24 protein-coding genes are annotated in these 23,135 nt (G+C 73.3%); 16 read left to right on the forward strand and 8 right to left on the reverse strand.

Annotation, left to right across the window (positions count from 1 at the left end; all coding sequences use genetic code 11):
• Nucleotides 1-53: 53 nt before the first annotated feature.
• Nucleotides 54-1,652, forward strand: coding sequence for an ABC-F family ATP-binding cassette domain-containing protein (locus KMZ30_RS17130; protein ID WP_215511760.1), 1,599 nt, complete (start codon nt 54-56; stop codon nt 1,650-1,652).
• Between the two features lie 13 nt (nt 1,653-1,665).
• On the opposite strand, the gene KMZ30_RS17135 is transcribed toward KMZ30_RS17130, so the two are convergent.
• A complete protein-coding gene (locus tag KMZ30_RS17135; RefSeq protein WP_308279601.1) occupies nt 1,666-3,051 on the reverse strand; it encodes a TrpB-like pyridoxal phosphate-dependent enzyme in 1,386 nt (461 codons plus the stop codon).
• Between the two features lie 151 nt (nt 3,052-3,202).
• Between KMZ30_RS17135 and KMZ30_RS17140 the strand changes: the two genes are divergently transcribed.
• Complete coding sequence (locus KMZ30_RS17140) at nt 3,203-5,104, forward strand: ABC transporter ATP-binding protein (RefSeq protein WP_215511758.1); 1,902 nt, start codon at nt 3,203-3,205, stop codon at nt 5,102-5,104.
• A gap of 130 nt (nt 5,105-5,234) precedes the next feature.
• Entirely contained in the window at nt 5,235-5,675 is a 441-nt protein-coding gene (locus tag KMZ30_RS17145) for a hypothetical protein (RefSeq protein ID WP_215511757.1), read from the forward strand.
• A gap of 27 nt (nt 5,676-5,702) precedes the next feature.
• On the opposite strand, the gene KMZ30_RS17150 is transcribed toward KMZ30_RS17145, so the two are convergent.
• On the reverse strand, nt 5,703-6,491 hold the full coding sequence (locus tag KMZ30_RS17150) for an SURF1 family cytochrome oxidase biogenesis protein (protein ID WP_308279600.1): 789 nt from the start codon (nt 6,489-6,491) through the stop codon (nt 5,703-5,705).
• A gap of 33 nt (nt 6,492-6,524) precedes the next feature.
• Between KMZ30_RS17150 and moaA the strand changes: the two genes are divergently transcribed.
• The gene (gene moaA / locus KMZ30_RS17155; RefSeq protein WP_215511756.1) at nt 6,525-7,526 is read left to right on the forward strand and encodes a GTP 3',8-cyclase MoaA; all 1,002 of its coding nucleotides are present in this window, start codon (nt 6,525-6,527) and stop codon (nt 7,524-7,526) included.
• Between the two features lie 21 nt (nt 7,527-7,547).
• Here the strand turns inward: moaA and KMZ30_RS17160 are convergent, their stop codons facing one another.
• Complete coding sequence (locus tag KMZ30_RS17160; RefSeq protein ID WP_308279599.1) at nt 7,548-7,898, reverse strand: DUF3099 domain-containing protein; 351 nt, start codon at nt 7,896-7,898, stop codon at nt 7,548-7,550.
• Nucleotides 7,899-7,959: 61 nt separating this feature from the next.
• Between KMZ30_RS17160 and fabG the strand changes: the two genes are divergently transcribed.
• Complete coding sequence (gene fabG / locus KMZ30_RS17165; protein ID WP_030528429.1) at nt 7,960-8,673, forward strand: beta-ketoacyl-ACP reductase; 714 nt, start codon at nt 7,960-7,962, stop codon at nt 8,671-8,673.
• A 38-nt stretch (nt 8,674-8,711) separates the two neighbouring features.
• Nucleotides 8,712-9,470, forward strand: a complete 759-nt coding sequence (gene fabI / locus KMZ30_RS17170; protein ID WP_215511754.1) for an enoyl-ACP reductase FabI — start codon at nt 8,712-8,714, stop codon at nt 9,468-9,470.
• 3 nt (nt 9,471-9,473) lie between these two features.
• Here the strand turns inward: fabI and serB are convergent, their stop codons facing one another.
• Both serB and KMZ30_RS17180 read right to left on the reverse strand, forming a co-directional pair.
• The gene (gene serB, locus KMZ30_RS17175; RefSeq protein ID WP_308279598.1) at nt 9,474-10,697 is read right to left on the reverse strand and encodes a phosphoserine phosphatase SerB; all 1,224 of its coding nucleotides are present in this window, start codon (nt 10,695-10,697) and stop codon (nt 9,474-9,476) included.
• Nucleotides 10,698-10,706: 9 nt separating this feature from the next.
• Complete coding sequence (locus tag KMZ30_RS17180) at nt 10,707-11,969, reverse strand: hypothetical protein (RefSeq protein ID WP_215511753.1); 1,263 nt, start codon at nt 11,967-11,969, stop codon at nt 10,707-10,709.
• 148 nt (nt 11,970-12,117) lie between these two features.
• On the opposite strand from KMZ30_RS17180, the gene KMZ30_RS17185 reads away from it, so the two are divergent.
• Entirely contained in the window at nt 12,118-12,657 is a 540-nt protein-coding gene (locus KMZ30_RS17185) for an AAA family ATPase (RefSeq protein ID WP_215511752.1), read from the forward strand.
• 1 nt (nt 12,658) lies between these two features.
• On the opposite strand, the gene KMZ30_RS17190 is transcribed toward KMZ30_RS17185, so the two are convergent.
• On the reverse strand, nt 12,659-13,489 hold the full coding sequence (locus tag KMZ30_RS17190; protein WP_215511751.1) for an LLM class F420-dependent oxidoreductase: 831 nt from the start codon (nt 13,487-13,489) through the stop codon (nt 12,659-12,661).
• Entirely contained in the window at nt 13,486-14,757 is a 1,272-nt protein-coding gene (gene glgC, locus KMZ30_RS17195; RefSeq protein WP_215511750.1) for a glucose-1-phosphate adenylyltransferase, read from the reverse strand. The genes KMZ30_RS17190 and glgC overlap by 4 nt, the downstream gene beginning before the upstream one ends.
• A gap of 63 nt (nt 14,758-14,820) precedes the next feature.
• Here glgC and glgA point away from each other — a divergent pair, with 63 nt between their 5' ends.
• The 5 genes from glgA to KMZ30_RS17220 all read left to right on the forward strand — a co-directional run bounded on the left by glgA (nt 14,821) and on the right by KMZ30_RS17220 (nt 19,098).
• On the forward strand, nt 14,821-16,014 hold the full coding sequence (gene glgA / locus KMZ30_RS17200; protein ID WP_215511749.1) for a glycogen synthase: 1,194 nt from the start codon (nt 14,821-14,823) through the stop codon (nt 16,012-16,014).
• Nucleotides 16,011-16,496, forward strand: a complete 486-nt coding sequence (locus tag KMZ30_RS17205; RefSeq protein ID WP_215511748.1) for an XdhC family protein — start codon at nt 16,011-16,013, stop codon at nt 16,494-16,496. Before glgA ends, KMZ30_RS17205 begins: the two co-directional genes overlap by 4 nt.
• A gap of 49 nt (nt 16,497-16,545) precedes the next feature.
• On the forward strand, nt 16,546-17,328 hold the full coding sequence (locus KMZ30_RS17210; RefSeq protein ID WP_215511747.1) for an ABC transporter ATP-binding protein: 783 nt from the start codon (nt 16,546-16,548) through the stop codon (nt 17,326-17,328).
• 66 nt (nt 17,329-17,394) lie between these two features.
• Nucleotides 17,395-17,868, forward strand: coding sequence for an NfeD family protein (locus KMZ30_RS17215; RefSeq protein ID WP_207021808.1), 474 nt, complete (start codon nt 17,395-17,397; stop codon nt 17,866-17,868).
• Nucleotides 17,869-17,907: 39 nt separating this feature from the next.
• Complete coding sequence (locus KMZ30_RS17220; protein WP_215511746.1) at nt 17,908-19,098, forward strand: SPFH domain-containing protein; 1,191 nt, start codon at nt 17,908-17,910, stop codon at nt 19,096-19,098.
• A gap of 42 nt (nt 19,099-19,140) precedes the next feature.
• Here the strand turns inward: KMZ30_RS17220 and KMZ30_RS17225 are convergent, their stop codons facing one another.
• A complete protein-coding gene (locus tag KMZ30_RS17225; protein WP_030528441.1) occupies nt 19,141-19,437 on the reverse strand; it encodes an ArsR/SmtB family transcription factor in 297 nt (98 codons plus the stop codon).
• Between the two features lie 111 nt (nt 19,438-19,548).
• Between KMZ30_RS17225 and KMZ30_RS17230 the strand changes: the two genes are divergently transcribed.
• The 4 genes from KMZ30_RS17230 to KMZ30_RS17245 are packed head-to-tail and all read left to right on the forward strand — an operon-like array spanning nt 19,549 to nt 23,054.
• A complete protein-coding gene (locus tag KMZ30_RS17230) occupies nt 19,549-20,811 on the forward strand; it encodes an MFS transporter (RefSeq protein ID WP_215511745.1) in 1,263 nt (420 codons plus the stop codon).
• Complete coding sequence (locus tag KMZ30_RS17235; protein ID WP_215511744.1) at nt 20,727-21,503, forward strand: sulfite exporter TauE/SafE family protein; 777 nt, start codon at nt 20,727-20,729, stop codon at nt 21,501-21,503. Before KMZ30_RS17230 ends, KMZ30_RS17235 begins: the two co-directional genes overlap by 85 nt.
• The gene (locus KMZ30_RS17240) at nt 21,500-22,219 is read left to right on the forward strand and encodes a sulfite exporter TauE/SafE family protein (RefSeq protein WP_215511743.1); all 720 of its coding nucleotides are present in this window, start codon (nt 21,500-21,502) and stop codon (nt 22,217-22,219) included. The genes KMZ30_RS17235 and KMZ30_RS17240 overlap by 4 nt, the downstream gene beginning before the upstream one ends.
• A 10-nt stretch (nt 22,220-22,229) precedes the next feature.
• Entirely contained in the window at nt 22,230-23,054 is an 825-nt protein-coding gene (locus tag KMZ30_RS17245; RefSeq protein WP_215511742.1) for a TrmH family RNA methyltransferase, read from the forward strand.
• Nucleotides 23,055-23,135: the final 81 nt, after the last annotated feature.

Consider the following 23,135-nt stretch of genomic DNA (forward strand, 5'->3'; position numbering starts at 1 on the left):
CGTGCCGCCACGCGACGCACGCCCCGGGACCCACCACACCGGAAGGCTTCACCGTGATCACCGCTGCGTCCGTCGAGCTGCGCGCGGGCTCCCGCCTGCTCCTCGACGGGGCCACCTTCCGGGTCGCCCCCGGCGACCGGATCGGCCTCGTCGGCCGCAACGGCGCCGGCAAGACGACGCTGACCAAGACCCTCGCGGGGGTCACCCAGCCGGCCGCCGGCACGATCACCCGCTCCGGCGAGGTCGGCTACCTCCCGCAGGACCCGCGCACCGGCGACCTCGGCATCACCGCCCGCGACCGCGTCCTGTCCGCGCGCGGGCTCGACACGATCGTCCGCGACCTGCGGGCGGCCGAGCACGCGATGGCCACCGAGACCGGCGAGAAGCAGGAGCGGGCGATGCGCCGCTACAGCCGGCTCGACGCCGAGTTCACCGCCGCCGGCGGGTACGCCGCCGAGTCGGAGGCGGCCCAGATCGCCGCGGCCCTCGGCCTCGAGGAGCGCCTGCTCGAGCAGACCATCGGCACGCTCTCCGGCGGTCAGCGCCGACGCGTCGAGCTGACCCGCATCCTCTTCAGCGGCGCCGAGACGCTGCTCCTCGACGAGCCGACCAACCACCTCGACGCCGACTCCATCGCCTGGCTGCGCGACCACCTCAAGGGGTACAAGGGCGGGCTCGTCGTCATCAGCCACGACGTGCACCTGCTCGACGTCGTCGTCAACAAGGTCTTCCACCTCGACGCCAACCGCAGCGAGCTCGACCAGTACAACCTCGGCTGGAAGGCCTACCTCCAGCAGCGCGAGACCGACGAGCGCCGCCGCCGCCGCGAGCGGGCCAACGCCGAGAAGAAGGCGTCGGCCCTCATGGCGCAGGCCGACAAGATGCGCGCCAAGGCGACCAAGACCGTCGCCGCGCAGAACATGGCCCGGCGCGCCGAGCGGCTGCTCTCGGGCCTCGAGGCCGACCGGGCGCAGGACAAGGTGGCGAAGCTGCGCTTCCCGAAGCCCTCGCCCTGCGGCCGCACCCCGCTGCGGGCCTCGGGCCTGTCGCGCTCGTACGGCTCCGCCGAGGTCTTCACCGACGTCGACCTCGCGATCGACCGCGGCTCGCGGGTCGTCGTCCTCGGCCTCAACGGCGCGGGCAAGACGACGCTGCTGCGCCTGCTCGCCGGGGTCGACACCCCCGATACCGGGCAGGTCGAGCCCGGCCACGGCCTCAAGCTCGGCTACTACGCGCAGGAGCACGAGAACCTCGACGTCGGCCGGACCGTCCTCGAGAACATGAAGTCGGCGGCGCCCGACCTCGGCGAGACCGAGGTCCGCAAGGTGCTCGGCAGCTTCCTCTTCAGCGGGGACGACGTCGACAAGCCGGCCGGGGTCCTCTCCGGCGGCGAGAAGACCCGGCTCTCCCTCGCCCTGCTCGTCGTGTCGTCGGCGAACGTCCTCCTCCTCGACGAGCCGACGAACAACCTCGACCCGGCCTCGCGCGACGAGATCCTCGGCGCGCTGCGCACCTACGAGGGCGCCGTCGTCCTCGTGACGCACGACGAGGGCGCGGTCGACGCGCTCGAGCCGGAGCGCATCCTCCTGCTGCCCGACGGCGTCGAGGACCTCTTCAACGCCGACTACCGCGACCTCGTCACGCTGGCCTGACCGGCCGCGCCCGTCAGCCGGGGATGGCCGGCAGCCGGGTGAGAGCCGCCGCCACCGACTGCTGGAGCTCGGTGTCGTCCCACGTGTGGTCGACGAGGTCGCCGCGCAGGTAGGCGTCGTACGCCGGCAGGTCGAGGTGCCCGTGGCCGCACAGGGCCGTGAGGATGACCTTCTCCTCGCCGGTCTCGATGCACCGGATGGCCTCGTCCACCGCCGCCGCGACCGCGTGCGTCGGCTCGGGCGCCGGCACGATGCCCTCGGTCCGCGCGAAGAGCACGCCGGCCGCGAAGCAGTCCTTCTGGGTCTTGGCGACGGCCTCGATGAGCCCCTCCTCGTAGAGATGGCTGACCAGCGGGCTCATGCCGTGGTAGCGCAGACCGCCGGCGTGGATCGGGTCGGGGATGAAGTCGTGCCCGAGCGTGTGCATCTTGAGCAGCGGCGTCAGCCCGGCGACGTCGCCGAAGTCGTAGGCGTACGTGCCCTGCGTGAGCGAGGGACAGGACGCCGGCTCGACCGCGCGGATGACCGGCCCCGCTCCGCCGGCCTGCAGCTTCTCGCGGAGGAACGGGAACGTGAGCCCGCCGAAGTTCGAGCCGCCGCCGGTGCAGCCGACGATGAGGTCGACGCTCTCACCGACCTTGGCCAGCTGGAGCAGCGCCTCCTCGCCGATGACGGTCTGGTGGAGCAGGACGTGGTTGAGGACCGAGCCGAGCGCGTAGTTGGCCGTCGGGTCCTGCGCGGCGACCTCGACCGCCTCGCTGATCGCGAGGCCGAGCGAGCCGGGGGAGTCGGGGTCGCTCGCGAGCATCGTGCGACCGGCCTCGGTGAGGTCGGAGGGGCTCGGGTGCACCGTGCCGCCGAAGGTCTCCATCATGATCCGGCGGTAGGGCTTGGCGTCGTACGAGGCGCGGACCTGCCACACCTCGCACTCGAGGTCGAACTGCGCGCACGCGAAGGCGAGCGAGGTGCCCCACTGGCCGGCGCCGGTCTCGGTCGTCAGCTTCCGGATGCCGGCCTTCGCGTTGTAGTAGGCCTGCGGCACGGCGGTGTTCGGCTTGTGCGAGCCGGCGGGGGAGACGCCCTCGTACTTGTAGTAGATGCGGGCCGGCGTCCCGAGTGCCTTCTCGAGGCGGTGCGCCCGGAACAGCGGCGAGGGCCGCCACAGCCGGTAGACGTCCTGGACCTCCTGCGGGATGTCGACGTACCGCTCGGTGGTCACCTCCTGCGCGATGAGGTCCATCGGGAAGATCGCGGCGAGGTCCTCGGGCCCGACCGGCTGCCCGGTGCCGGGGTGGAGCGGCGGCGGGGGAGGCGTCGGGAGGTCGGCCAGCACGTTGTACCAGCGGGTCGGCATCTCGTCCTCGTCGAGCAGGATCTTGTGGCGCAGCGGCTCGGGCACGGGGCTCCTCGGTGGATGTCGCGGACGGTCGGCGTGGGCACATCGTCCGGTCGCGGCGCCCCGCGCACAAGAGGGTGACCACCGCCGGGGGAACACGTGTCGGCGCGCGGTGGTTGACTGGCGAGCACCGACACCGAGGAGACCGCGACCGATGAGCATGATGGGGTGGCAGGCGCTGCACAGCCTGACCCGTGACTCGAGCGTCAAGGAGCGCCGCCTGGCGCCCGGCACGACGCGCCGGGTCCTCGGCTACGCGCGCCCGTACAAGAAGGCCATCGCGTGGTTCCTCGGGCTCGTCGTCGTCGAGTCCGCCCTCGTCGTCGCCACGCCGCTGCTGCTCAAGGCGATCATCGACGACGGCATCTATCCCAAGGACTCCGGCGTCGTCGTGCGCCTCTCGCTGTTCGTCGCGCTCATCGCCCTCGTCGGCGGGGTGCTCACGCTCGTCGAACGCTGGTTCTCGGCGCGGATCGGCGAGGGCCTCATCTACGACCTGCGCACCCAGGTCTTCTCGCACGTCCTGCGCCAGCCGGTCGCGTTCTTCACCCGGGCGCAGACGGGCGCGCTCGTCACCCGCCTCGGCAACGACGTCATCGGCGCCCAGCAGGCGTTCACCTCCGTGCTCTCGAGCGTCGTGAGCAACGCGATCACGCTCGTCCTCATCGTCGGGGCGATGGCGCTCCTCTCGTGGCAGCTGACCCTCGCCGCGCTCCTGCTCGTCCCCTTCTTCCTCCTGCCGGCGCGCTTCATGGGCCGTCGCCTCGCGAGCCTCGCCCACGAGCAGATGGTCCAGAACGCCGACCTCGGGACGCGGATGACCGAGCGCTTCAACGTCGCGGGCGCGCTGCTCGTCAAGCTCTTCGGCCGTCCTGCCGTCGAGGACGACGAGTACGCCGTCCGCGCCGCCCGGGTGCGCGACATCGGTGTGAAGATCGCCGTCAACCGGTCCGTGTTCTTCGTCGCGCTCACCCTCGTCGCCTCGCTCGCGACGGCGATGGTCTACGGCGTCGGCGGGGTCATGGCCGTCGGCGGGTCGCTGACCGTCGGCACCCTCATCGCCCTCACCGCCCTGCTCGCCCGCCTGTACGGGCCGCTCACCGCCATCTCCAACGTGCGGGTCGACATCATGACCGCGCTCGTGTCGTTCGAGCGGGTCTTCGAGGTGCTCGACCTCGAGCCGCTCGTCGCGGACGCCCCGGACGCGCGTCCGGTGCCCGCGGGTCCGGTACGGGTCGACGTCGAGGGCGTCGGCTTCTCCTACCCGTCCGCCGACGAGGTCTCCCTCGCGTCGCTGGAGAGCACCGCGACCGGCGACCGCCGGGGCAGCGGGCCGGTCCTGCGCGACGTGTCGTTCACCGTCGAGCCCGGCACCCTGGTCGCGCTCGTCGGGCCGAGCGGTGCCGGCAAGACGACGATCACCTCCCTCGTGGCGCGCCTCTACGACCCGACGGCCGGCTCGGTGCGCATCAACGGGGTCGACCTGCGCGAGGCGTCCGGCGAGTCGCTCCACGACGCGGTCGGCGTCGTCACGCAGGACGCCCACCTCTTCCACGACACGATCCGCGCCAACCTCGAGTACGCCGCGCCGGGCGCCACCGAGGAGCAGATGGTCGCCGCGCTGCGCGCCGCCCAGGTGTGGACGCTCGTCGACTCCCTGCCGGCCGGCCTCGACACCGTCGTCGGCGACCGCGGCCACCGCCTCTCCGGCGGCGAGAAGCAGCGCCTGGCCATCGCCCGCCTGCTGCTCAAGGGGCCCGGCCTCATCGTCCTCGACGAGGCGACGGCCCACCTCGACAGCGAGTCCGAGCAGGCGCTCCAGAGGGCCCTCGACGAGGCCCTGCGCGACCGCTCGGCGCTCGTCATCGCGCACCGCCTCTCGACCGTCCGGCACGCCGACCAGATCCTCCTCGTCGACGACGGCCGCATCGTCGAGCGCGGCACCCACGCCGAGCTCGTCGCCGCGGACGGCCTGTACGCCGAGCTCTACCGCACCCAGTTCGACGACGAGCTCGGCGAGGTTCTCGACACCCCGACGGAGTCCCACCCCGCCTGAGCACCAATTTTCGGGGTCACCCCGAAATCTCCACGAGACAAGACCTCGGAGCCGGGGTCTCGTGGACGAACCGGGGTCTCGGGCAGGTGCCCGGGATGCGCCGCTCGGGTCGTCACGTGAGGATGGCGACATGGGGACACTGCGGGAGGACATCGACGAGGGAGCTCGCTGGGTGGGGTCGGCGATGCGCTCCAGCGGCTACCGGGCCGACGGGTCGGCCGCGAGCCTGGCCGAGGTCGACCGGTTCCTCCGGGAGCACACCGCCGGCGGGCAGGCCCGTGCGGACGGCCTGCTCGCCGAGCAGTTCGGCTGGAGGATGTTCTGCCTGGGCTCATACGTGGGCGAGGTGCTCCGGACGTCGGTCGGCGGTGAGTGGGAGACGGACGACACCGATCCGGAGGGGGAGCTGACGGTGGCCCTGAGGTTGCCGGACGGCACGGTGGTGTGGCCCGTGCTGCGTGTCCTCTCGCGCGTCTCCGACGGGGAGGAGGCCGGCATCGCGGCCTACGGCGCGGTGCTCGGGGCGGTGCCGGAGCCGTCGCGCCGGAGGACGTGGCTCAGGAGGCGCTGACGGCCCCGGGTCGCGTGCCGACCGGCCTCAGGCGTCCTCCTCGTCCCAGATGCGAACCTTCTTGGGCTTCGGCGGGTACTTCTCGGGATGCGCCAGGCGCTCCTCGCGCCGGATGCCGAAGCCGACGAGGACGAACCCGAGGACCGTGGTCATCCACCACTGGTAGGCGTAGGCGAGGTGCGGCCCCAGGCTGCGGTCGGGCGGCAGCAGGGGCGCTGGGCGGGGCGGCGTCGCACCGTCGGCCGTGCGCTCGGACTCCAGCAGCACGTACCCCGGCAGCAGCGTCGTGCCGAGCGCGCGCGACGCGTCCGGCACGGAGAGGTTGGCGATCTGCCCGGCGGCCGGTGGCTTGTCGGCCGACTGCTCGCCGGGCCGGGCCCAGCCGACGACCGTCGTCTCGCCGGAGGGGGCCGGCGGCACGCTCGGCAGGACGCTGGCGCCCTGGTCCGAGACGCGCACCCAGCCGCGGTCGACGAGGACGTCGGTCCCGCCGGCGTCGGGACGGAACGCCCACAGGACCTCGTAGCCGACCGCGCCGTCGTTGGGGCGGCCACGGACGAACACCGGACCCGCGGCGTAGCTGCCGGTCATCGTCACGCGCGTCCACTCGGCGTCCGTGCTCACGCCGTCGGCGGTGATGGCCTCGCCGACGGGCACGGGCGTGGCGCGGTAGTGCCGGTCCAGCCGGTCGTTGCGCTCCACCTTCGCCTCGTGCCGGTGGTACTGCCACCAGCCGAGGTGGTAGGCGGCCACCGCGAAGAGGGCCGAGAGGACGAGCGCGCCCAGCCATCGAGGTGAGAGGAGCCGACGCAGCACCACTTCACGCTACGCGACGTACTGTGGACTCCTATGACCGACCTCCCAGAGCCCCGCCTCCTCGACCGCTTCGGCCGCGTCGGGCGAGACCTGCGCGTGTCGGTCACCGACCGCTGCAACCTGCGCTGCACCTACTGCATGCCCGCCGAGGGCCTCGACTGGCTCCCCAAGCCCGAGATGCTCACCGACGACGAGCTCGTCCGGCTCGTGCGCATCATGGTCGGCCTCGGTGTCACCAACGTCCGCCTGACCGGCGGCGAGCCGATGCTGCGGCGCAGCCTCGTCCACGTCGTCGCCGGCATCGCGGCCCTCGAGCCGCGCCCCCGGATCGCCATGACGACCAACGGCATCGGCCTCGACCGGCTCGCCGCGCCGCTCGCGGCCGCCGGGCTGGACCGCGTCAACGTCAGCCTCGACACCATCGACGCCCAGCGCTTCCGCGACCTCACCCGCCGCGACCGGCTCGAGGACGTCGAGGCGGGGCTCAAGGCCGCCGCCGACGCCGGGCTCACCCCGGTCAAGGTCAACGCGGTCGCGATGCGCGGGTTCAACGACGAGGGTGTCGCCGACCTCCTCGGCTGGTGCCTCGACCGCGGCTACGAGCTGCGCTTCATCGAGCAGATGCCGCTGGACGCCCAGCACGCCTGGGACCGCTCGCAGATGGTGTCGCAGGCCGAGATCCTCGAGCGGCTGGGGGAGCGGTTCCGGCTCACGCCGGTGCCGGAGCGCGGCAGCGCCCCGGCCGAGCGCTTCCTCGTCGACGGCGGCCCCCAGACCGTCGGCGTCATCGCCAGCGTCTCGGCGCCGTTCTGCGCTGCCTGCGACCGGGTGCGGCTCACCGCCGACGGCCAGCTACGCAACTGCCTCTTCTCCCGCTCCGAGGTCGACCTGCGCGGCCCGATGCGGGAGGGCGCGTCGGACACCGAGCTGGCCGACCTCGTCATCGGCGAGATGTGGGCGAAGAAGCCCGGGCACGGCATCGACCGCCCGGACTTCGAGCAGCCCGACCGGCCGATGTCGGCGATCGGCGGCTGAACCGGGTCGACCGCGACGGCGTCAGCCGCGGGGCTCGTCCTCGTCGCGCACGGTGCTCGGCACGTGCGTGTACGCGTGGTCGGTCAGGCGCGGGGTCGGGTCGACGCTCGGCGTGACCGGGGTGCGCCGACCACGAACGCGCGGCGCCACGGAGTTGACGGCGACGACCGCGATGAAGGGCAGGAACACCGCCGCGGCGGCGAAGACCCAGCGGTACCAGTCGTCGATGACGATGGTGAGGACGAAGCACACCGTACGGATGGTCATCGTCACGAGGTACTGCTTCATCCGGTGCCGCTGGTCGGCCTCGCGGGAGTCCGCCGCCGTCGTCACCGACTGGGCGTCGGGGTGGCGGTGGCGGGTCGTGGGCACCCTTCCACCATACGTCCGCGGCTGTCCGGCTACCGCTCGGTAGTCCACTAGGTTCGACAGCATGAGCGACCCCCGCACCGTCCTGGTCACCGGCGGCAACCGCGGCATCGGGCTGGCCATCGCCCGGTCCTTCGCACAGGCCGGCGACCGCGTCGTCGTCACCCACCGCAGCGGGGAGCCGCCGGAGGGGCTCGAGGGCGTCATCTGCGACGTCACCGACAGCGCGTCCGTCGACGCGGCGTTCACCGAGGCCGAGGAGAAGCTGGGCGGGCCGGTCGAGGTGCTCGTGGCCAACGCCGGCATCACTAAGGACGGCCTGCTCATGCGGATGAGCGACGAGGACTTCGACAGCGTCCTCGAGACCAACCTCACCGGCGCCTTCCGCTGCGTGCGCCGCGCGAGCAAGGGCATGATCCGCCTGCGCCGCGGCCGCATCATCCTCATCTCGAGCGTCGTCGGCCTCTACGGCGGCCCCGGGCAGGCCAACTACGCCGCGAGCAAGGCCGGCCTCGTCGGTCTGGCCCGCTCGGTCACGCGCGAGCTCGGGGGCCGCGGCATCACGGCGAACGTCGTGGCGCCGGGCTTCATCGAGACCGACATGACGGCGGCGCTCCCCGAGGAGACCCAGAAGACCTACAAGGCGGCGATCCCGGCCGGCCGCTTCGCGACGACCGACGAGGTCGCCGGCGTCGTGCGCTTCCTCGCCTCGCCGGAGGCCGCCTACGTCTCCGGCGCCGTCGTCCCGGTCGACGGCGGCCTCGGCATGGGCCACTGACCGCGACCGTCCCCCGACCCACCACCGAAAGGCCAGCCATGCTGCTCGAGGGCAAGAAGCTCCTCATCACCGGGGTCCTCATGGACTCCTCGATCGCCTTCCACGTCGCGAAGATCGCCCAGGAGCAGGGGGCGGAGGTCGTCCTCACCTCCTTCGGCCGCACGACGAAGATCACGACGGCCATCGCCCGCCGGCTGCCGCAGACCCCGCCGGTCATCGAGCTCGACGTGACGAGCGAGGAGGACCTCGCGGCGCTGCCCGACCGGGTCCGCGAGCACGTGCCGCACCTCGACGGCGTCCTGCACTCGATCGGCTTCGCGCCCCAGGGCGCCTTCAGTTTCCTCGAGGCCTCGTGGGAGGACGTCTCGACGGCGGTGCACGTCTCGGCGTACTCGCTCGCCGCCCTCGCCAAGGCCTCGCTGCCGCTCATGCCCGACGGCGGCAGCGTCGTCGGACTCACCTTCGACGCCCGCTTCGCGTGGCCGGTCTACGACTGGATGGGCGTGGCCAAGGCCGCCTTCGAGTCGACCAACCGCTACCTCGCCCGCGACCTCGGCCCGAAGGGCGTGCGGTGCAACATCGTCGCCGCCGGACCTATCCGCACGACCGCGGCGAAGTCCATCCCCGGCTTCGAGCAGTTCGAGGAGGCGTGGGGCACCCGGGCGCCGCTCGGGTGGGACGTCAACGACGCGGTGCCCACGGCCCGCGCCTGCGTCTCGCTGCTGTCGGACTGGTTCCCGGCGACGACCGGCGAGATGATCCACGTCGACGGCGGCTACCACGCCATCGGCGCCTGAGGCTCAGGCCTCCGCGGTCTCCGCGTCCTCGATCTCCTCGCGGCTGACGCCGAGGAGGAACAGAACGGTGTCGAGGTAGGGCACGTTGACGGACGTGTCCGCCTGCTCGCGCACGACCGGCTTGGCGTTGAAGGCGACCCCGAGCCCCGCGACGCCGAGCATGTCGAGGTCGTTGGCGCCGTCGCCGATGGCCACCGTGCGCGTGAGCGGAAGCCCCTCGAGGGCGGCGAACTCGCGCAGGGCGGCCGCCTTGCCCGGCCGGTCCACGACCGCTCCGGTGACACGACCGGTCAGCCGGCCGTCGACGACCTCGAGCCGGTTGGCACGGACGTGGTCGACGCCGAGCTCGGCCCCGATCGGCTCGACGACCTCGGCGAACCCGCCCGAGACGAGCGCGACGGTGAAGCCGAGCGACTTGAGGGTCCGCACGAGGGTGCGGGCGCCCGGGGTCAGCCGCACGGCCGTCCGCACCTCGTCGAGGACGGACACCGGCAGGCCGGCCAGCGTCGCGACCCGCGCGTGCAGGCTCTCGGCGAAGTCGAGCTCGCCGCGCATCGCCCGCTCGGTGACCGCCGCGACCTCTTCGGCGGTGCCGGCGTGCTCGGCGATGAGCTCGATGACCTCGTCCTGGATGAGCGTGGAGTCGACGTCCATGACGACGAGCCGACCACCGCGGCGCGCGAGGCCGGCCGGGGCGACGGCGATGTCGCAGCCGGTGCTCGCCGAGACGAGCGCGAGGTCGCGGCGCAGCCGGTCCACGTCGGCGCCGGAGACGTCGAGCTCGACCGTCGTCACCGGCCAGCGCGACAGGCGCCGGATGCGGTCGATGTTCGCGCCGTGCGCGGCGACCGCGCGGGCGACGGCTGCGACGTGGCGCGTCTCGAGCGGGCGGGCCATCGCGACGACCGCGGCCCGGCCGGTGCGCCGGCGGGCGTTGTCGCCGCGCCCGGCCACGAGCTGGACGTGCATCCCCATCTCCTCGCCGGCCCGGGCGATGCGGTCGGTGAGGACGTTCTCGTCCGGCCCGGGCGCGAGGAGCACCGACAGGGCGAGGTGCCCGCGGACGACGACCTGCTCGAGGTCGAGGACGTCACCGCCGACGGTCGCGGCCGCCGCGAAGACGGCGCTCGTGACGCCCGGGCGGTCCGGCCCGCTCAACGACACGAGGAGCGTGCGCGCCTCGGGGTCGGGCTGCGGCGGCAGGGGCGGCGTCTCGGGGGAGGGCACACCGGCAGGCTAGCCGGGGATGGTCGGATGCTGGCCCCCGGACCGGTCACTGGAAGGACCTTCCAGCGTCATGGTGGTGAGCAGTTGGTGCAGCTCGGCCCACCGCGGGTCGTCGCCGTCGGTCGCCAGCCTGTGGTCGACGACGGCCGAGGCCTCGGCCAGCATCGTCGCCGCCAGCGCAGGATCCGGCTCCGCCGTGGCACCACGCAGCAGAGCGTCGACCAACCTCTCGGCATACTGACCCCCGAACGGACTCGCCACCTCGAGGAGCCGCAAATCGTCGAGGGTCAGTCGGGGATCCGGCGGCTCGAAAGCCGACGGAATCTCGGACTCGCACGCCAGCCACAACGCCCTGGCGAGGTCGCCGATCCAGTCGACTTCCTCGTCCGTTCCACGCCGGATCGTGTCCGCCAGCTCTCGAACGCGTCCGGCGGAGACGGCGGCCTCGACGACTGCGTCGCCGTCGATCGTCGCAAGACCCCCCAGGCGAGCGGCGGCCAGCCTCTTGTCGAGCTCGGCCGAGCGCTCTCCCAGCAGCCGATGTGCCTGGGCCCGCATCAGCAACCGTTGGGACTGTGAGCCCGTGGCCATCCAGTCGGCGGTCTCGTGCTCGCCTGCCCGTTCAAGCCATCCCGGCGACCAGGGCTGTGCGTCAGCATGGTCGATCTCGGTCAGGGCCTCGGCGGCGTGCCCCTCGTCCAGCAGCACCTCGGCGTACGCGAGGTGTGCCTCTGCCAGCTGCGCGCGGAACGCACCGTCGGGCACGTCGCTCGGAACGGTGTCGACCGCGAGCTGGACCATGGCTAGGTGCTGCCGCACGACGCCGCGCCGTCCGGGCGTGTCACGGGGAGGGACGTCGAAGCCCAGTGCCTCGAACATCACCCATGCGGCGGATGTCTGCCGCGTCGACCGGTAGCGAACCGCGGCCTCGGAGCACTCGCGGAGGGTCCACCACAGCACGACGGCGTGTGTCACGAGGTGGACGCCGACGACCCCGACCTCCCAGGCGTCCGCGTCGTCGACGAGTCCCGAAGCGCCGAGCACGAGATTGGCGACGAAGAGCGTGCAGGCGACGATCCGCACCCCGGACACCCCCAGCCTCGCGACCGGAGGATCGGGGTCTCGCTCGTCACGGGTCCAGTCCAGCGTCCGGGCGAGATCGCTCGGCAAGCGCGCCAGCACCGTCTCGGCGCGCGACCCGAAGGCGCCGGCGACGAACGCCGCCGCCGTGATGAGGACCCCCATGGGGATCGCGAGATCCGGTGCTCCCATCCCAGCCCCCCTCTTGGGCCACATGGTCTCGCAGCGGACGGGACGTGGCAAGGGCGTCGTGTGTTGGTCGACGGGCGAGGTCAGCCGCCGAGCGAGTCCCGCCCAGCGATGAGGTCGCGGACCGGACCGGACGGCTACCGTCGCCGTCGTGCGCATCGTCGTCTCCGGGACCCACGCGACCGGCAAATCCACCCTCGTCGCGGACCTCGCCGCCGCCCTGCCGGGGCACACCGTGCTCGGCGACCCGTGGGAGCTCGTCGACGAGCACTTACCGCCGTCGTCGGCGGAGTCGTTCGTCGCGCAGCTGCACGTGGCCGCCGACCGCCTGCTCGTGCTGGACCCGGGGGAGCGCGTCGTTGTCGAGCGGGGCCCGCTGGACCTGCTCGCCTACCTCGAGGCGCTGCGCAGGCTGGGCCGGGGCGGGGTCGACGAGGCGAGCACCGGGCTGCGGTCGCTCGCCCGGCGGGCGCACGCGCACGTAGACCTCCTCGTCGTCGTGCCGCTCGCCGGCGCGCACGGTCTCCACGTCCCGGACGAGGAGGACCCGGAGCTGCGCGAGGCGGCCGACACCGCGCTGCTCGACCTGCTCGACGACGACGAGCTCCTGCCCGCGAGCACGACCGTCCTCGAGGTCGGGGGTGACCCGCGCCGGCGTCTCGCGGACGTGCTGGCGCGCCTGCCCCACTGACTCAGCCGGTGAGGGAGTCCCGCCAGGCGATCAGGTCGCGGACCGGACCGAGGTCGTGGTCGGGGCCGTTCAGCCCCACGGTGAACAGGCGCGTGCCGACGTCGTGCAGGGCCTGCGCCCCGGCGGCGTAGTCGTCGACGTCCTCGGGCAGGCGTCCTGGCTTGGGCGAGACGCCGGCCGAGCGCTCGATCTCGGCGGGATCGCGCCCGACCTTGGCGCACCACTCGTCGAGGACGGAGTGCTTGTGCGCCACCGTCTCCGGGTCGCCGAAGCCGTGCCAGATGTCGGCGTGCTGGGCGACGATGCGCAGCGTCTTGCGCTCGCCCCCACCGCCGATGAGCACGGGGATCTTGCGCGTCGGCGCGGGGTTGAGCTTCGACCAGCGCTCCTCGATGAGCGGCAGGTCGCGCGCCAGCGCGTCGAGTCGGCCTCCCGCGGTGCCGAACTCGTACCCGTACTCGGCGTAGTCGCGCTCGAACCATCCCGACCCGATGCCGAGGATGAGCCGGCCCTCGGCGCCGTCGCGGGCGCTGACGTGGTCGACGGTGCGCGCCATGTCGGCGAGCAGCTGCGGGTTGCGGTAGCTGTTGCACGTGACGAGGGCGCCGATCTCGACCCGCTCGGTGGCCTCGGCCCACGCGCCGAGCATCGTCCAGCACTCGAAGTGCGCGCCGTCGGGCTCGCCGTAGAGCGGGAAGAAGTGGTCCCAGTTGAAGATCACGTCGACGCCCGCCTCCTCGAGCCGCGCGCAGGTGCGGCGGATCTCGGCGTAGGTCGCGTGCTGGGGCTGGAGCTGCGCGCCGATGCGGACCGGCCGGTCGGTGCCGCTCACGCGCCCTCCACCGGCCCGGCGCCGATCTCCTGGCCCTTGCCGACGACCGTGATGCCGGAGTCGGTGACGGTGAACCCGCGCGCGAGGTCGGCCTCGCGGTCGACGCCGATCGTCGTGCCCTCGGGCACCGTGACGTTCTTGTCGATGATCGCGCGGCGGATCGTGCAGTTGCGCCCGATCTGCACGCCGTCGAGCAGGACGCTGTCCTCGACCTCGGTGTAGCTGTGCACGTGGACGTCGGGGGAGACGACCGAGCCGATGACCCGTGCGCCGGAGATGACGACGCCGGGGGAGACGGCCGAGTTGAGCGCCTCCCCGAAGCGGCCGTGCGCGCCGTGGACGAACTTGGCCGGCGGGAACGGGCCGTACGTCGTGTAGATCGGCCAGTCGTAGTTGTAGAGGTTGAAGACCGGGTGGATGGAGACGAGGTCCATGTGCGCCTCGTAGTAGGAGTCCATCGTCCCGACGTCGCGCCAGTAGCCCATGTCGCGCTCGGTGCCGCCGGGCACGACGTTGTTCTTGAAGTCGTAGACCGACGCGGCGCCCTGCGCGACGAGGGCCGGGACGATGTCGCCGCCCATGTCGTGCTTGCTGCCCTCGGTCGTCGAGTCCTTGGTGACTGCGTCGATGAGCGCGTCGGCGGTGAAGACGTAGTTGCCCATGCTCGCGAGCACCTCGTCCGGCGAGTCCGGCAGGCCCTCGGGGTCCGTCGGCTTCTCGAGGAATGCGCGGATGCGGGTCGGGTCGTCGGGCTCGACGTCGATGACGCCGAACTGGTCGGCGTCGGCCTTGGGCTGGCGGATCGCGGCGACGGTGACGCCGGCGCCGCTCGCGACGTGCTGGTCGACCATCTGCGAGAAGTCCATCCGGTACACGTGGTCCGCGCCGACCACCACGACGATGTCGGGCTTCTCGTCGGTGATCGTGTTGAGGCTCTGGAAGATCGCGTCGGCGCTGCCGAGGTACCAGGACTTGCCGATGCGCTGCTGCGCCGGGATCGGGGCGACGTAGTTGCCGAGCATCGTGCTCATCCGCCACGTCTTCGTCACGTGCCGGTCGAGGCTGTGCGACTTGTACTGCGTCAGCACGACGACCTTGAGGTAGCCGGAGTTGACGACGTTCGACAGCGCGAAGTCGATGAGCCGGTAGATGCCCCCGAACGGCACGGCGGGCTTGGCGCGGTCGCGCGTCAGCGGCATCAGCCGCTTGCCCTCCCCACCCGCGAGGACGATGGCCAGGACCTTGGGACCTCCGCTGCGGTACGCCATGCGACCAACCTATGGGGTGATCGGCCTCGTCGGCAGCCCCCGTTCGCCACTACGGTGAAAACCGTGCGCATCGACATCCTGACCAAGGAGTACCCGCCGTCGATCTACGGGGGAGCGGGGGTGCACGTCGCCGAGCTGACCCGGGCCCTGCGGGAACGGGACGACACCGACGTGCGCGTCCACGCCTTCGGGGGCCCGAGGGACGAGGAGGGGACGACGAGCCACCCCGACCTGCCTGAGCTCGAGGGCACCAACGCCGCCCTCAGCACCCTCGGCGTGGACCTGACGATGGCCGCCGCCTGTGCCGGAGCCGATCTCGTCCACTCCCACACCTGGTACGCCAACTTCGCCGGGCACGTCGCCGGCCTCCTCGAGGGCGTGCCGCACGTGCTGTCGGCCCACAGCCTCGAGCCGATGCGGCCGTGGAAGGCCGAGCAGCTCGGCGGTGGCTACCGGCTCTCGTCGTGGGTCGAGCGCACCGCGTACGAGGGCGCGGCGGCCGTCATCGCGGTGAGCGCGGGGATGCGCGAGGACATCCTGCGCTCCTACCCGAGCGTCGACCCCGCCAAGGTCCTCGTCGTGCACAACGGGATCGACGCCGAGCTCTGGCGGCCGAACGACGCCCCGGACGTCGTGCGCCGGCACGGCATCGACCCCGACCGCCCGGCCGTCGTCTTCGTCGGCCGGATCACCCGCCAGAAGGGCCTGCCCTACCTGCTGCGCGCCGCCGCGCAGCTGCCGCCCGAGGTGCAGCTCGTGCTCCTCGCCGGCGCGCCGGACACCCCGGAGATCAAGACCGAGGTCGAGGGGCTCGTCGATGACCTGCGCGCCGAGCGCGACGGCGTCGTGTGGATCAGCGAGATGCTCCCGCGCGACGAGGTGACGGCGGTCCTCAGCGCCTCGTCGGTGTTCGTCTGCCCGTCGGTCTACGAGCCGCTCGGCATCGTCAACCTCGAGGCGATGGCCTGCGAGCTGCCCGTCGTCGCGACGGCGACCGGCGGCATCCCCGAGGTCGTCGTCGACGGCGAGACCGGCTGGCTCGTGCCGATCGAGCAGGTCCAGGACGGCACCGGCACGCCGGTCGACGAGGACCGTTTCGTCGCCGACCTCGCGGCCGCCCTCACCGACGCCGTCTCCGACCTCGACCGCGCGGCCCGTTTCGGCGCCGCCGGCCGGCGCCGGGCCGTCGAGTCGTTCTCGTGGGGCACGATCGCCGAGCGCACCCTCGAGGTCTACCGCGGGGTCGTGGGCTCGTGAGCGACACCCGGCACGACCCCGTCCTCGGCAGCGGCGCCACGCCGGTCAAGGGCGCGCTCGGGCACCTGGTCGCCGTCTTCGACAACCGGATCGCCCAGTCGGTGGTGGCGATCGCGACCGCCACCGGGTGGGAGGCCACGCTGCTCGACGCCGCCCCCGTCGGGGACGGCCTCGGCGCGCTCGGCACCGTCGACGCGCTCGTCGTGTGCAACCACGACGGCGACGGCGCGTACCCGCTCCTCGCCGACGCGCTGCGGGCCGGTGTGCCCTACGTCGCGATGATGGCCAGCCGCCACCGGTCGGCCGCCCTGCTCGAGCAGCTGCGCGGCGAGGGCCTCGACGACGAGCAGCTGGGTCGCCTGCACGTCCCCGCCGGCCTCTCGATCGGGGGCAGCTCGCCCGGCGAGATCGCCCTCTCGGTCGTCGCGGAGGTGGTGGCCGACGGCCACGGGCGGCCCGGCACCCCGATGCGGGCCTCCTGACCGCGCGGCGCGGCCGGCGCGGAGCACGCCGTCAACTAGGGTCGGTGGCATGAGCGACGTCCTGGCCCTCGCCGGTGTCGGCGTCGTGCGCGGCGACACCACCATCCTCGACGACCTGTCGTGGGAGGTGGAGGAGGGCCAGCGCTGGGTCGTCCTCGGCCCCAACGGCGCCGGCAAGACCACCCTCCTGCAGATCGCCGCCGGCCGGATGCACCCGACGACCGGGGTCGCGGGCGTCCTCGGGGAGGTCCTCGGCGCGGTCGACGTCTTCGAGCTACGGCCGCGCATCGGCCTGTCGAGCGCCTCGCTCGCGGAACGCATCCCGCCGCACGAGAAGGTCCGCGACGTCGTCGTCACCGCCTCCTACGGCGTCGTCGGCCGGTGGCGCGAGGCGTACGACGGGATGGACGAGGCCCGCGCCGCCGAGCTGCTCGACGCCCTCGGCGCGAGCCACCTCGCCGAGCGGCGCTACGGGACCCTGTCCGAGGGGGAGCGCAAGCGGGTGCAGATCGCCCGCGCCCTCATGACCGACCCCGAGCTCATGCTCCTCGACGAGCCCGCCGCCGGCCTCGACCTCGGCGGCCGCGAGGACCTCGTGCGCCGGCTCGGGGCGATCGCCGCCGACCTCGCCGCACCCGCCCTCGTCCTCGTGACCCACCACGTCGAGGAGATCCCGCCGCACTTCACCGACGTCCTGCTGCTGCGCGAGGGCCGCGTCGTCGCGCAGGGCCCGATCGAGATCACCCTGACCGCCGAGAACCTCCAGCGCACCTTCGGCATGCCGCTCGAGCTCGAGGTCCGCGGTGACCGCTACGCCGCCCGCGCCCGCTGAGGCGGCAGGGAACCGAGGGCGCCGACCGCGCGTCCGAGCCACGACACCGGAGGGAAGGGGAGGCCGATGGACTGGCTGACCGACAACGCCTGGCTCGGATGGCTGGGCGTCGCACTCGTGCTCGCGGCCATCGAGGCCGCCACCGTCGACTTCGTCTTCGTCATGTTCGCCGGCGGCGCGCTCGCCGGGGCGATCGCGGCGGCGCTCGGCGCACCGTTCTTCTTCCAGGTCGTCGTCGCGGTCGTCTTCGCGATGGTGCTCCTGCTCGTCGTGCGCCCGATGCTCAAGCGCAAGTTCACCGACGCGGTCACCGACCACCACATCGGTGCGGCCGGCCTCGTCGGGCGCGAGGCCTGGGTCCTCCAGGCCGTCACGGAGACCGACGGCCGCGTCAAGCTCGCGGGCGAGACGTGGTCGGCCCGGCTCGCCGAGGGCGGCGCGCCCGCCGGTCCCGGCGACCAGGTCCGGGTCATCGCCATCCACGGCGCGACCGCGATCGTCGTCCCGCTGCCCGCACCCCCGACCACCCCCACCACCTGACCCCGTGCCCCGACCGGGCACCGACGGAAAGGCACCACCATGGACGGAATCGGTCCACTCGTCGTCATCCTGCTGCTCGCGGTCTTCGCGATCATCGTGCTCGTCCGCACCGTGCGCGTCGTCCCGCAGCAGACCGCCCTCATCATCGAGCGCCTCGGTCGCTACTCGCGCACCCTCGAGGGCGGGTTGCACTTCCTCGTGCCGTTCGTCGACATCGTGCGCGCCAACATCGACCAGCGCGAGCAGGTCGTCTCGTTCCCGCCGCAGCCGGTCATCACGAGCGACAACCTCGTCGTCTCGATCGACACCGTCATCTACTACCAGGTGATCGACCCGAAGTCCGCGGTCTACGAGATCGCCAACTTCATCGCCGGCATCGAGCAGCTGACCGTCACGACGCTGCGCAACGTCATCGGCTCGCTCGACCTCGAGCAGACGCTGACCAGCCGTGACCAGATCAACGGCCAGCTGCGTGGCGTCCTCGACGAGGCGACCGGCAAGTGGGGCATCCGCGTCAACCGCGTCGAGCTCAAGGCCATCGACCCGCCCGCCTCCATCCAGGAGTCGATGGAGAAGCAGATGAAGGCCGAGCGCGACCGCCGCGCGGCCATCCTCAACGCCGAGGGCACCAAGGCCAGCCAGATCCTCACGGCCGAGGGCGAGAAGCAGAGCCAGATCCTCCGGGCCGAGGGCTCGGCGCAGGCCCGCATCCTCGAGGCCCAGGGCCAGGCCCGCGCCATCCAGCAGGTCTTCGACGCCATCCACCGCGGCAAGCCGACGCAGAAGCTCCTCGCCTACCAGTACCTCCAGGTGCTGCCGCAGATCGCCCGCGGTGACTCCAACAAGATGTGGATCATCCCGAGCGAGCTGACCGACGCGCTGCGCGGCATCGGCGGGGCGCTCGGCGCCACGAAGCCCTCGGGCGACGGCGGCGACGACGAGTGGGTCGACCCGGGCGAGATGCTCGGCAACGCCTTCGAGGAGACGACGCTCGAGGACCCGAAGTCCGCTCTCGAGCGGGCCCGCGGGCAGGCCGCGCAGTCGAGCAAGGAGGCCGAGGAGCACGCCCAGCCGGCGTCGCGGGTGCAGCCGCCGGTCCGTCCGGGGGCCGACGCCGTGCCGCCGCGCGAGGCGCCCGCGGCCCCGCCCGCCCCGGAGCCGACGGCCGCGCCGCCTGCTCCGCCGGTCGAGCCGCCGCCGGCCCCGCCGGCGCCCCCGGCCCAGCCCTGAGCGACGCGACCGAGCGCCCGGACCCCGTGGGGGGCCGGGCGCTCAGTCGTGGACGACGGCGTCGAGCAGGCCGGGGAAGCGTGCGTCGAGCTCGTCACGCCGCAGCGTGACGACCCGGTGCCGTCCGGCGGGCTCGTTGCGGACGACGCCGGCCTCCCGCAGCGTGCGCAGGTGGTGCGAGAACGTCGACTTCGGGACGCCGGGCTCGCTCTCGCGGCACTCCTCGACGGTCCGCGGGCCCTCCGTCGCGAGCTCGCGCACGAGCGCGAGGCGCGTCGGGTCGCTCAGCGCGAAGAGCACCACGGGGAGCTCGACGGCGGCGAGGTCCGGGTGGTCCATGACGCGGGGGGAGGAGGGCCGGGACAACGGTTCGACTTCCTTGGAATAGTGGCCGGTGGCACGGGGTTCAACGGGGCGAACGGTTCGATGATTCCAGAACGGAGCACGGCGATGTCCCTCCGCCTCACCCCGGCCCCGGCCTTCGTGGTCGTCGGCGCGACCGTGGCCACCTTCCTCGCGGCCTCGAGCGCGCCGAGCCCGCTGTACCCGGCCTACGAGGAGGCCTTCGGCTTCGGCCCGGCGACGCTCACCGTCGTCTTCGCCGTCTACGTCCTCGCCCTGCTCGCCGCGCTCCTGCTCGTCGGGCGGCTCTCGGACCACGTCGGCCGCCGGCCCGTCCTCGCCGCCGCCCTGCTCGTCGAGCTCGGGGCCCTCGCGCTGTTCCTCGGCGCGCAGGGGACAGCAGCGCTCGTCGCCGCCCGGGTCGTCCAGGGGCTCGCGACCGGCGCGGCCATGGGCGTGATGGGCGCCTTCCTCCTCGACCTGCAGCGCCACGGGACCCAGCGCGGCGCCGAAGTCAACGGGGTGGCGCCCCTCGTCGGGCTGGCGCTCGGCGGGGTCGTCGCCGGTGCGCTCGCCGACCTCGCACCCGCCCCGCTGCGCCTGGTCTACGCCGTGCTCGGCGCTCTCGTGCTCGTCCTGCTGCTCGCGGTGCCGTTCCTGCCCGAGACCGCGCCCCGGCGTCCCGGGGCGCTGCGCGCGATGCGCCCGGTCGTCGCCGTCCCCGCGGCGGCCCGCCGGACCTTCACCACGTCGGTGCCCGTCATGGCCGCGACGTGGTCGCTCGGCGGGCTGATGCTGTCGGTCAGCGGCAGCGTGCTCGCGACCCGCTTCGCGGTGCCGGGGCACCTCGTCGCGGGCCTCGTCCTCGGCGCGTTCACCGGGACCGGCGCGCTGGCCTCGTACGTCGGCCGGGAGCGACCGGCCGCCGACCTGCGCCGGTTCGGGCTCGTCGCCCTCGTCACCGGGCTCGTCGCCTTCGTCGCGTCCCTCGTCCTCACCCTCCTGCCGCTGCTCGTGGTCGCGGTCGTCGTCGCGGGGGCCGGGTTCGGCAGCGCCTTCCTCGGTGCGCTGCGTGCGGTCAGCGCGCTGGCGCAGCCGCAGGAGCGGGCCGGGCTGATGTCGGCCGTCTACGTCGTCAGCTACCTCGCGTTCTCGGTGCCCGCGCTCGTCGCCGGTGCACTCACCCTCGCGCTCGGGCTCGACACCACGACAGTCGGATACGCCGTGCTCGTCGGTGTCGTGGCCGCGGCGGCCCTCGCGGTGGAGCTCCGCACTAGGGTGGCCCGGTGTCCCTCGGAGAAGCCCTGCTCGTCGTCCTCGCGGGCATCGGCGCCGGCACCATCAACACCATCGTCGGCTCCGGCACGCTGATCACCTTCCCGACCCTGCTGCTGCTCGGGATCCCGCCGGTCACGGCGAACGTGTCGAACAACATCGGCCTCGTCCCCGGCAGCGTCACGGGCTCGATCGGGTACCGCCGCGAGCTGCGGGGGATGGGTCCGCAGCTGCGTCGCTACGCCCCCATGTCCTTCCTCGGCGGCACCCTCGGTGCGGTGCTGCTGCTCGTCCTCGACCCCGACCTCTTCCGCGCGATCGTGCCGGTGCTCATCGTGCTCGGCCTCGTCCTCGTCGTCGCCGGACCGCGCCTCAACGCGTGGACCGCACGCCGGCGCGAGACGGGGGGCGTGCAGGCCGCGAGCACGCACCGCCGGTTCATGCAGGGAGGGGTCTTCGGTGCCGGGGTGTACGGCGGCTACTTCGGTGCGGCGCAGGGCATCATCCTCGTCGGCATCCTCGGCGCCCTCTCGAGCGACCCGCTCCAGCGCATCAACGGCCTGAAGAACGTGCTCGCCTCGGTCGTCAACTTCGTCGCGGCGCTCGTCTTCGTCCTCGTCGCCCCGGACCAGATCGACTGGCTCGTGGTCCTCCTCATCGCGGTCGGCTCCACGATCGGCGGCGTCGTCGGCTCCACCGTCGGGCGCCGCCTGCCCGCGCCCGTACTGCGGGCGGTCATCGTCGTCGTCGGCGTCGTGGCCGTCGTCAAGCTCGTCGTCTTCCCGTGACGCCGCTCGTCCTCGTCGCGCTCGGGCTGTCGGTCCTCGCGGGCGCGCTCGTCCAGTCGGTCGTCGGCTTCGGGATGTCGGTCGTCGCCGCCCCGCTGGTCGTCCTGCTGGCCCCGGACCTCATGCCGGTGGCCCTTCTGCTGCCGAGCATCACCCTGCCCGTCCTCCAGCTCTCGCACGGCGTCCGCGACCTGGCCCGCGGGCCGCTCGCCCTCGCCCTCGTGGCCAGGGCCGTCCTGACACCCGTCGGGGTGCTCGTCGTCGCGTGGTTCTCGCCGCGGGCCATCGCGGCGCTCGTCGGCGCGCTCATCCTCGTCACCGTCGCCTTGTCGGTCCGCGCGGTCGACCTGCGCCCGACCCGCGCCAACACGCTCGTCGCCGGAGCGGTCTCGGGGGTCTCGGGCACCGCCGCCGCGATCGGGGGTCCCTTCCTCGCCCTGGTCCTCCAGCACGAGCGGCCCGAGCGCGTGCGCTCGACGCTCGCGGCCTTCTTCCTCGCCGGGTCGGGGATGGCGGTGGCGGGGCTGGCGCTCGGCGGCGAGGTCCACCGCGACCAGGTGCTCGCCGGGCTCGCACTCATCCCCTTCGCGCTGGTCGGCTACGCCCTCGCGGTGCCCGTCCGCCGGCGGGTGGACCCCGACCGGTTCCGGCGCCTCGTGCTCGCCTTCTGCGTCGTCGCCGGCCTCGTCGTCATCGCCCGCGCCGTCCTGGCCTAGCCTCGTCCGCGTGCCGACGACCGTCTCCGACCCCGCCGACCCCCGCCTCGCCGACTACGTCTCGCTGACCGACGTCGCCCTGAGACGCCGCCTGGAGCCCGAGGGCGGGCTGTACGTCGCGGAGTCCGAGAAGGTCATCCGCCGGGCCCTCGCCGCCGGGCACCGTCCGCGCTCCTACCTCATGGCCGAGCGCTGGCTCACCGACCTCGCGGACGTCGTCGCCGACGCCGAGGCCGACGGCGTGCCGGTGTTCGTCGGGGCCCACGACGTCATCGAGCGACTCACCGGCTTCCACCTGCACCGCGGCGCGCTCGCGGCGATGCACCGCCCGGCCCTGCCGTCGCTCGCCGAGGTCCTCGACGGCGCCCGGCGGGTCCTCGTGCTCGAGGACGTCGTCGACCACACCAACGTCGGCGCCGTCTTCCGGTCGGCTGCGGCGCTCGGCGTCGACGCCGTGCTCGTCACCCCGCGCTGCGCCGACCCGCTCTACCGCCGGGCCATCCGCGTGTCGATGGGCACCGTCTTCCAGGTGCCGTGGACCCGCGTCGACCCGTGGCCGGGCGGCATCGAGCAGCTGCACGAGCTCGGCTTCCACGTCGCCGCCCTCGCCCTGACCGAGGACTCCGTCGGGCTCGACGAGCTGGCCGCCGACCCGCCCGAGCGGCTCGCGCTCGTCCTCGGCACCGAGGGCGACGGGCTGGCCCGGCGCACCCTGGCCGGGGTCGACACCGTCGTGCGCATCCCGATGGCCGGGGGAGTGGACTCGCTCAACGTCGCCGCGGCCGGCGCCGTCGCCGCCTGGGCCCTGCGCGCCCCGGCTCCACCGGAGGGGTGAGCACGGCATCGGCCGTCTGGACCGAATCCGCGGCGGCGCGTCCGTCGTGCCGGACAGGCGACCCGGGCCGCGGCTAGCGTG

It is taken from the genome of Phycicoccus mangrovi (assembly GCF_018729305.1).
Lineage (GTDB): Bacteria > Actinomycetota > Actinomycetes > Actinomycetales > Dermatophilaceae > Phycicoccus > Phycicoccus jejuensis.

Coding starts and splice junctions, on each gene's coding strand:
- KMZ30_RS17140 (WP_215511758.1), top strand. CDS start 3,203: ATGAGCATGATGGGGTGGCAGGCGCTGCACAGCCTGACCCGTGACTCG.
- KMZ30_RS17145 (WP_215511757.1), top strand. CDS start 5,235: ATGGGGACACTGCGGGAGGACATCGACGAGGGAGCTCGCTGGGTGGGG.
- moaA (WP_215511756.1), top strand. CDS start 6,525: ATGACCGACCTCCCAGAGCCCCGCCTCCTCGACCGCTTCGGCCGCGTC.
- fabG (WP_030528429.1), top strand. CDS start 7,960: ATGAGCGACCCCCGCACCGTCCTGGTCACCGGCGGCAACCGCGGCATC.
- fabI (WP_215511754.1), top strand. CDS start 8,712: ATGCTGCTCGAGGGCAAGAAGCTCCTCATCACCGGGGTCCTCATGGAC.
- KMZ30_RS17180 (WP_215511753.1), bottom strand. CDS start 11,969: ATGGGAGCACCGGATCTCGCGATCCCCATGGGGGTCCTCATCACGGCG.
- glgC (WP_215511750.1), bottom strand. CDS start 14,757: ATGGCGTACCGCAGCGGAGGTCCCAAGGTCCTGGCCATCGTCCTCGCG.
- KMZ30_RS17210 (WP_215511747.1), top strand. CDS start 16,546: ATGAGCGACGTCCTGGCCCTCGCCGGTGTCGGCGTCGTGCGCGGCGAC.
- KMZ30_RS17215 (WP_207021808.1), top strand. CDS start 17,395: ATGGACTGGCTGACCGACAACGCCTGGCTCGGATGGCTGGGCGTCGCA.
- KMZ30_RS17220 (WP_215511746.1), top strand. CDS start 17,908: ATGGACGGAATCGGTCCACTCGTCGTCATCCTGCTGCTCGCGGTCTTC.
- KMZ30_RS17225 (WP_030528441.1), bottom strand. CDS start 19,437: ATGGACCACCCGGACCTCGCCGCCGTCGAGCTCCCCGTGGTGCTCTTC.
- KMZ30_RS17230 (WP_215511745.1), top strand. CDS start 19,549: ATGTCCCTCCGCCTCACCCCGGCCCCGGCCTTCGTGGTCGTCGGCGCG.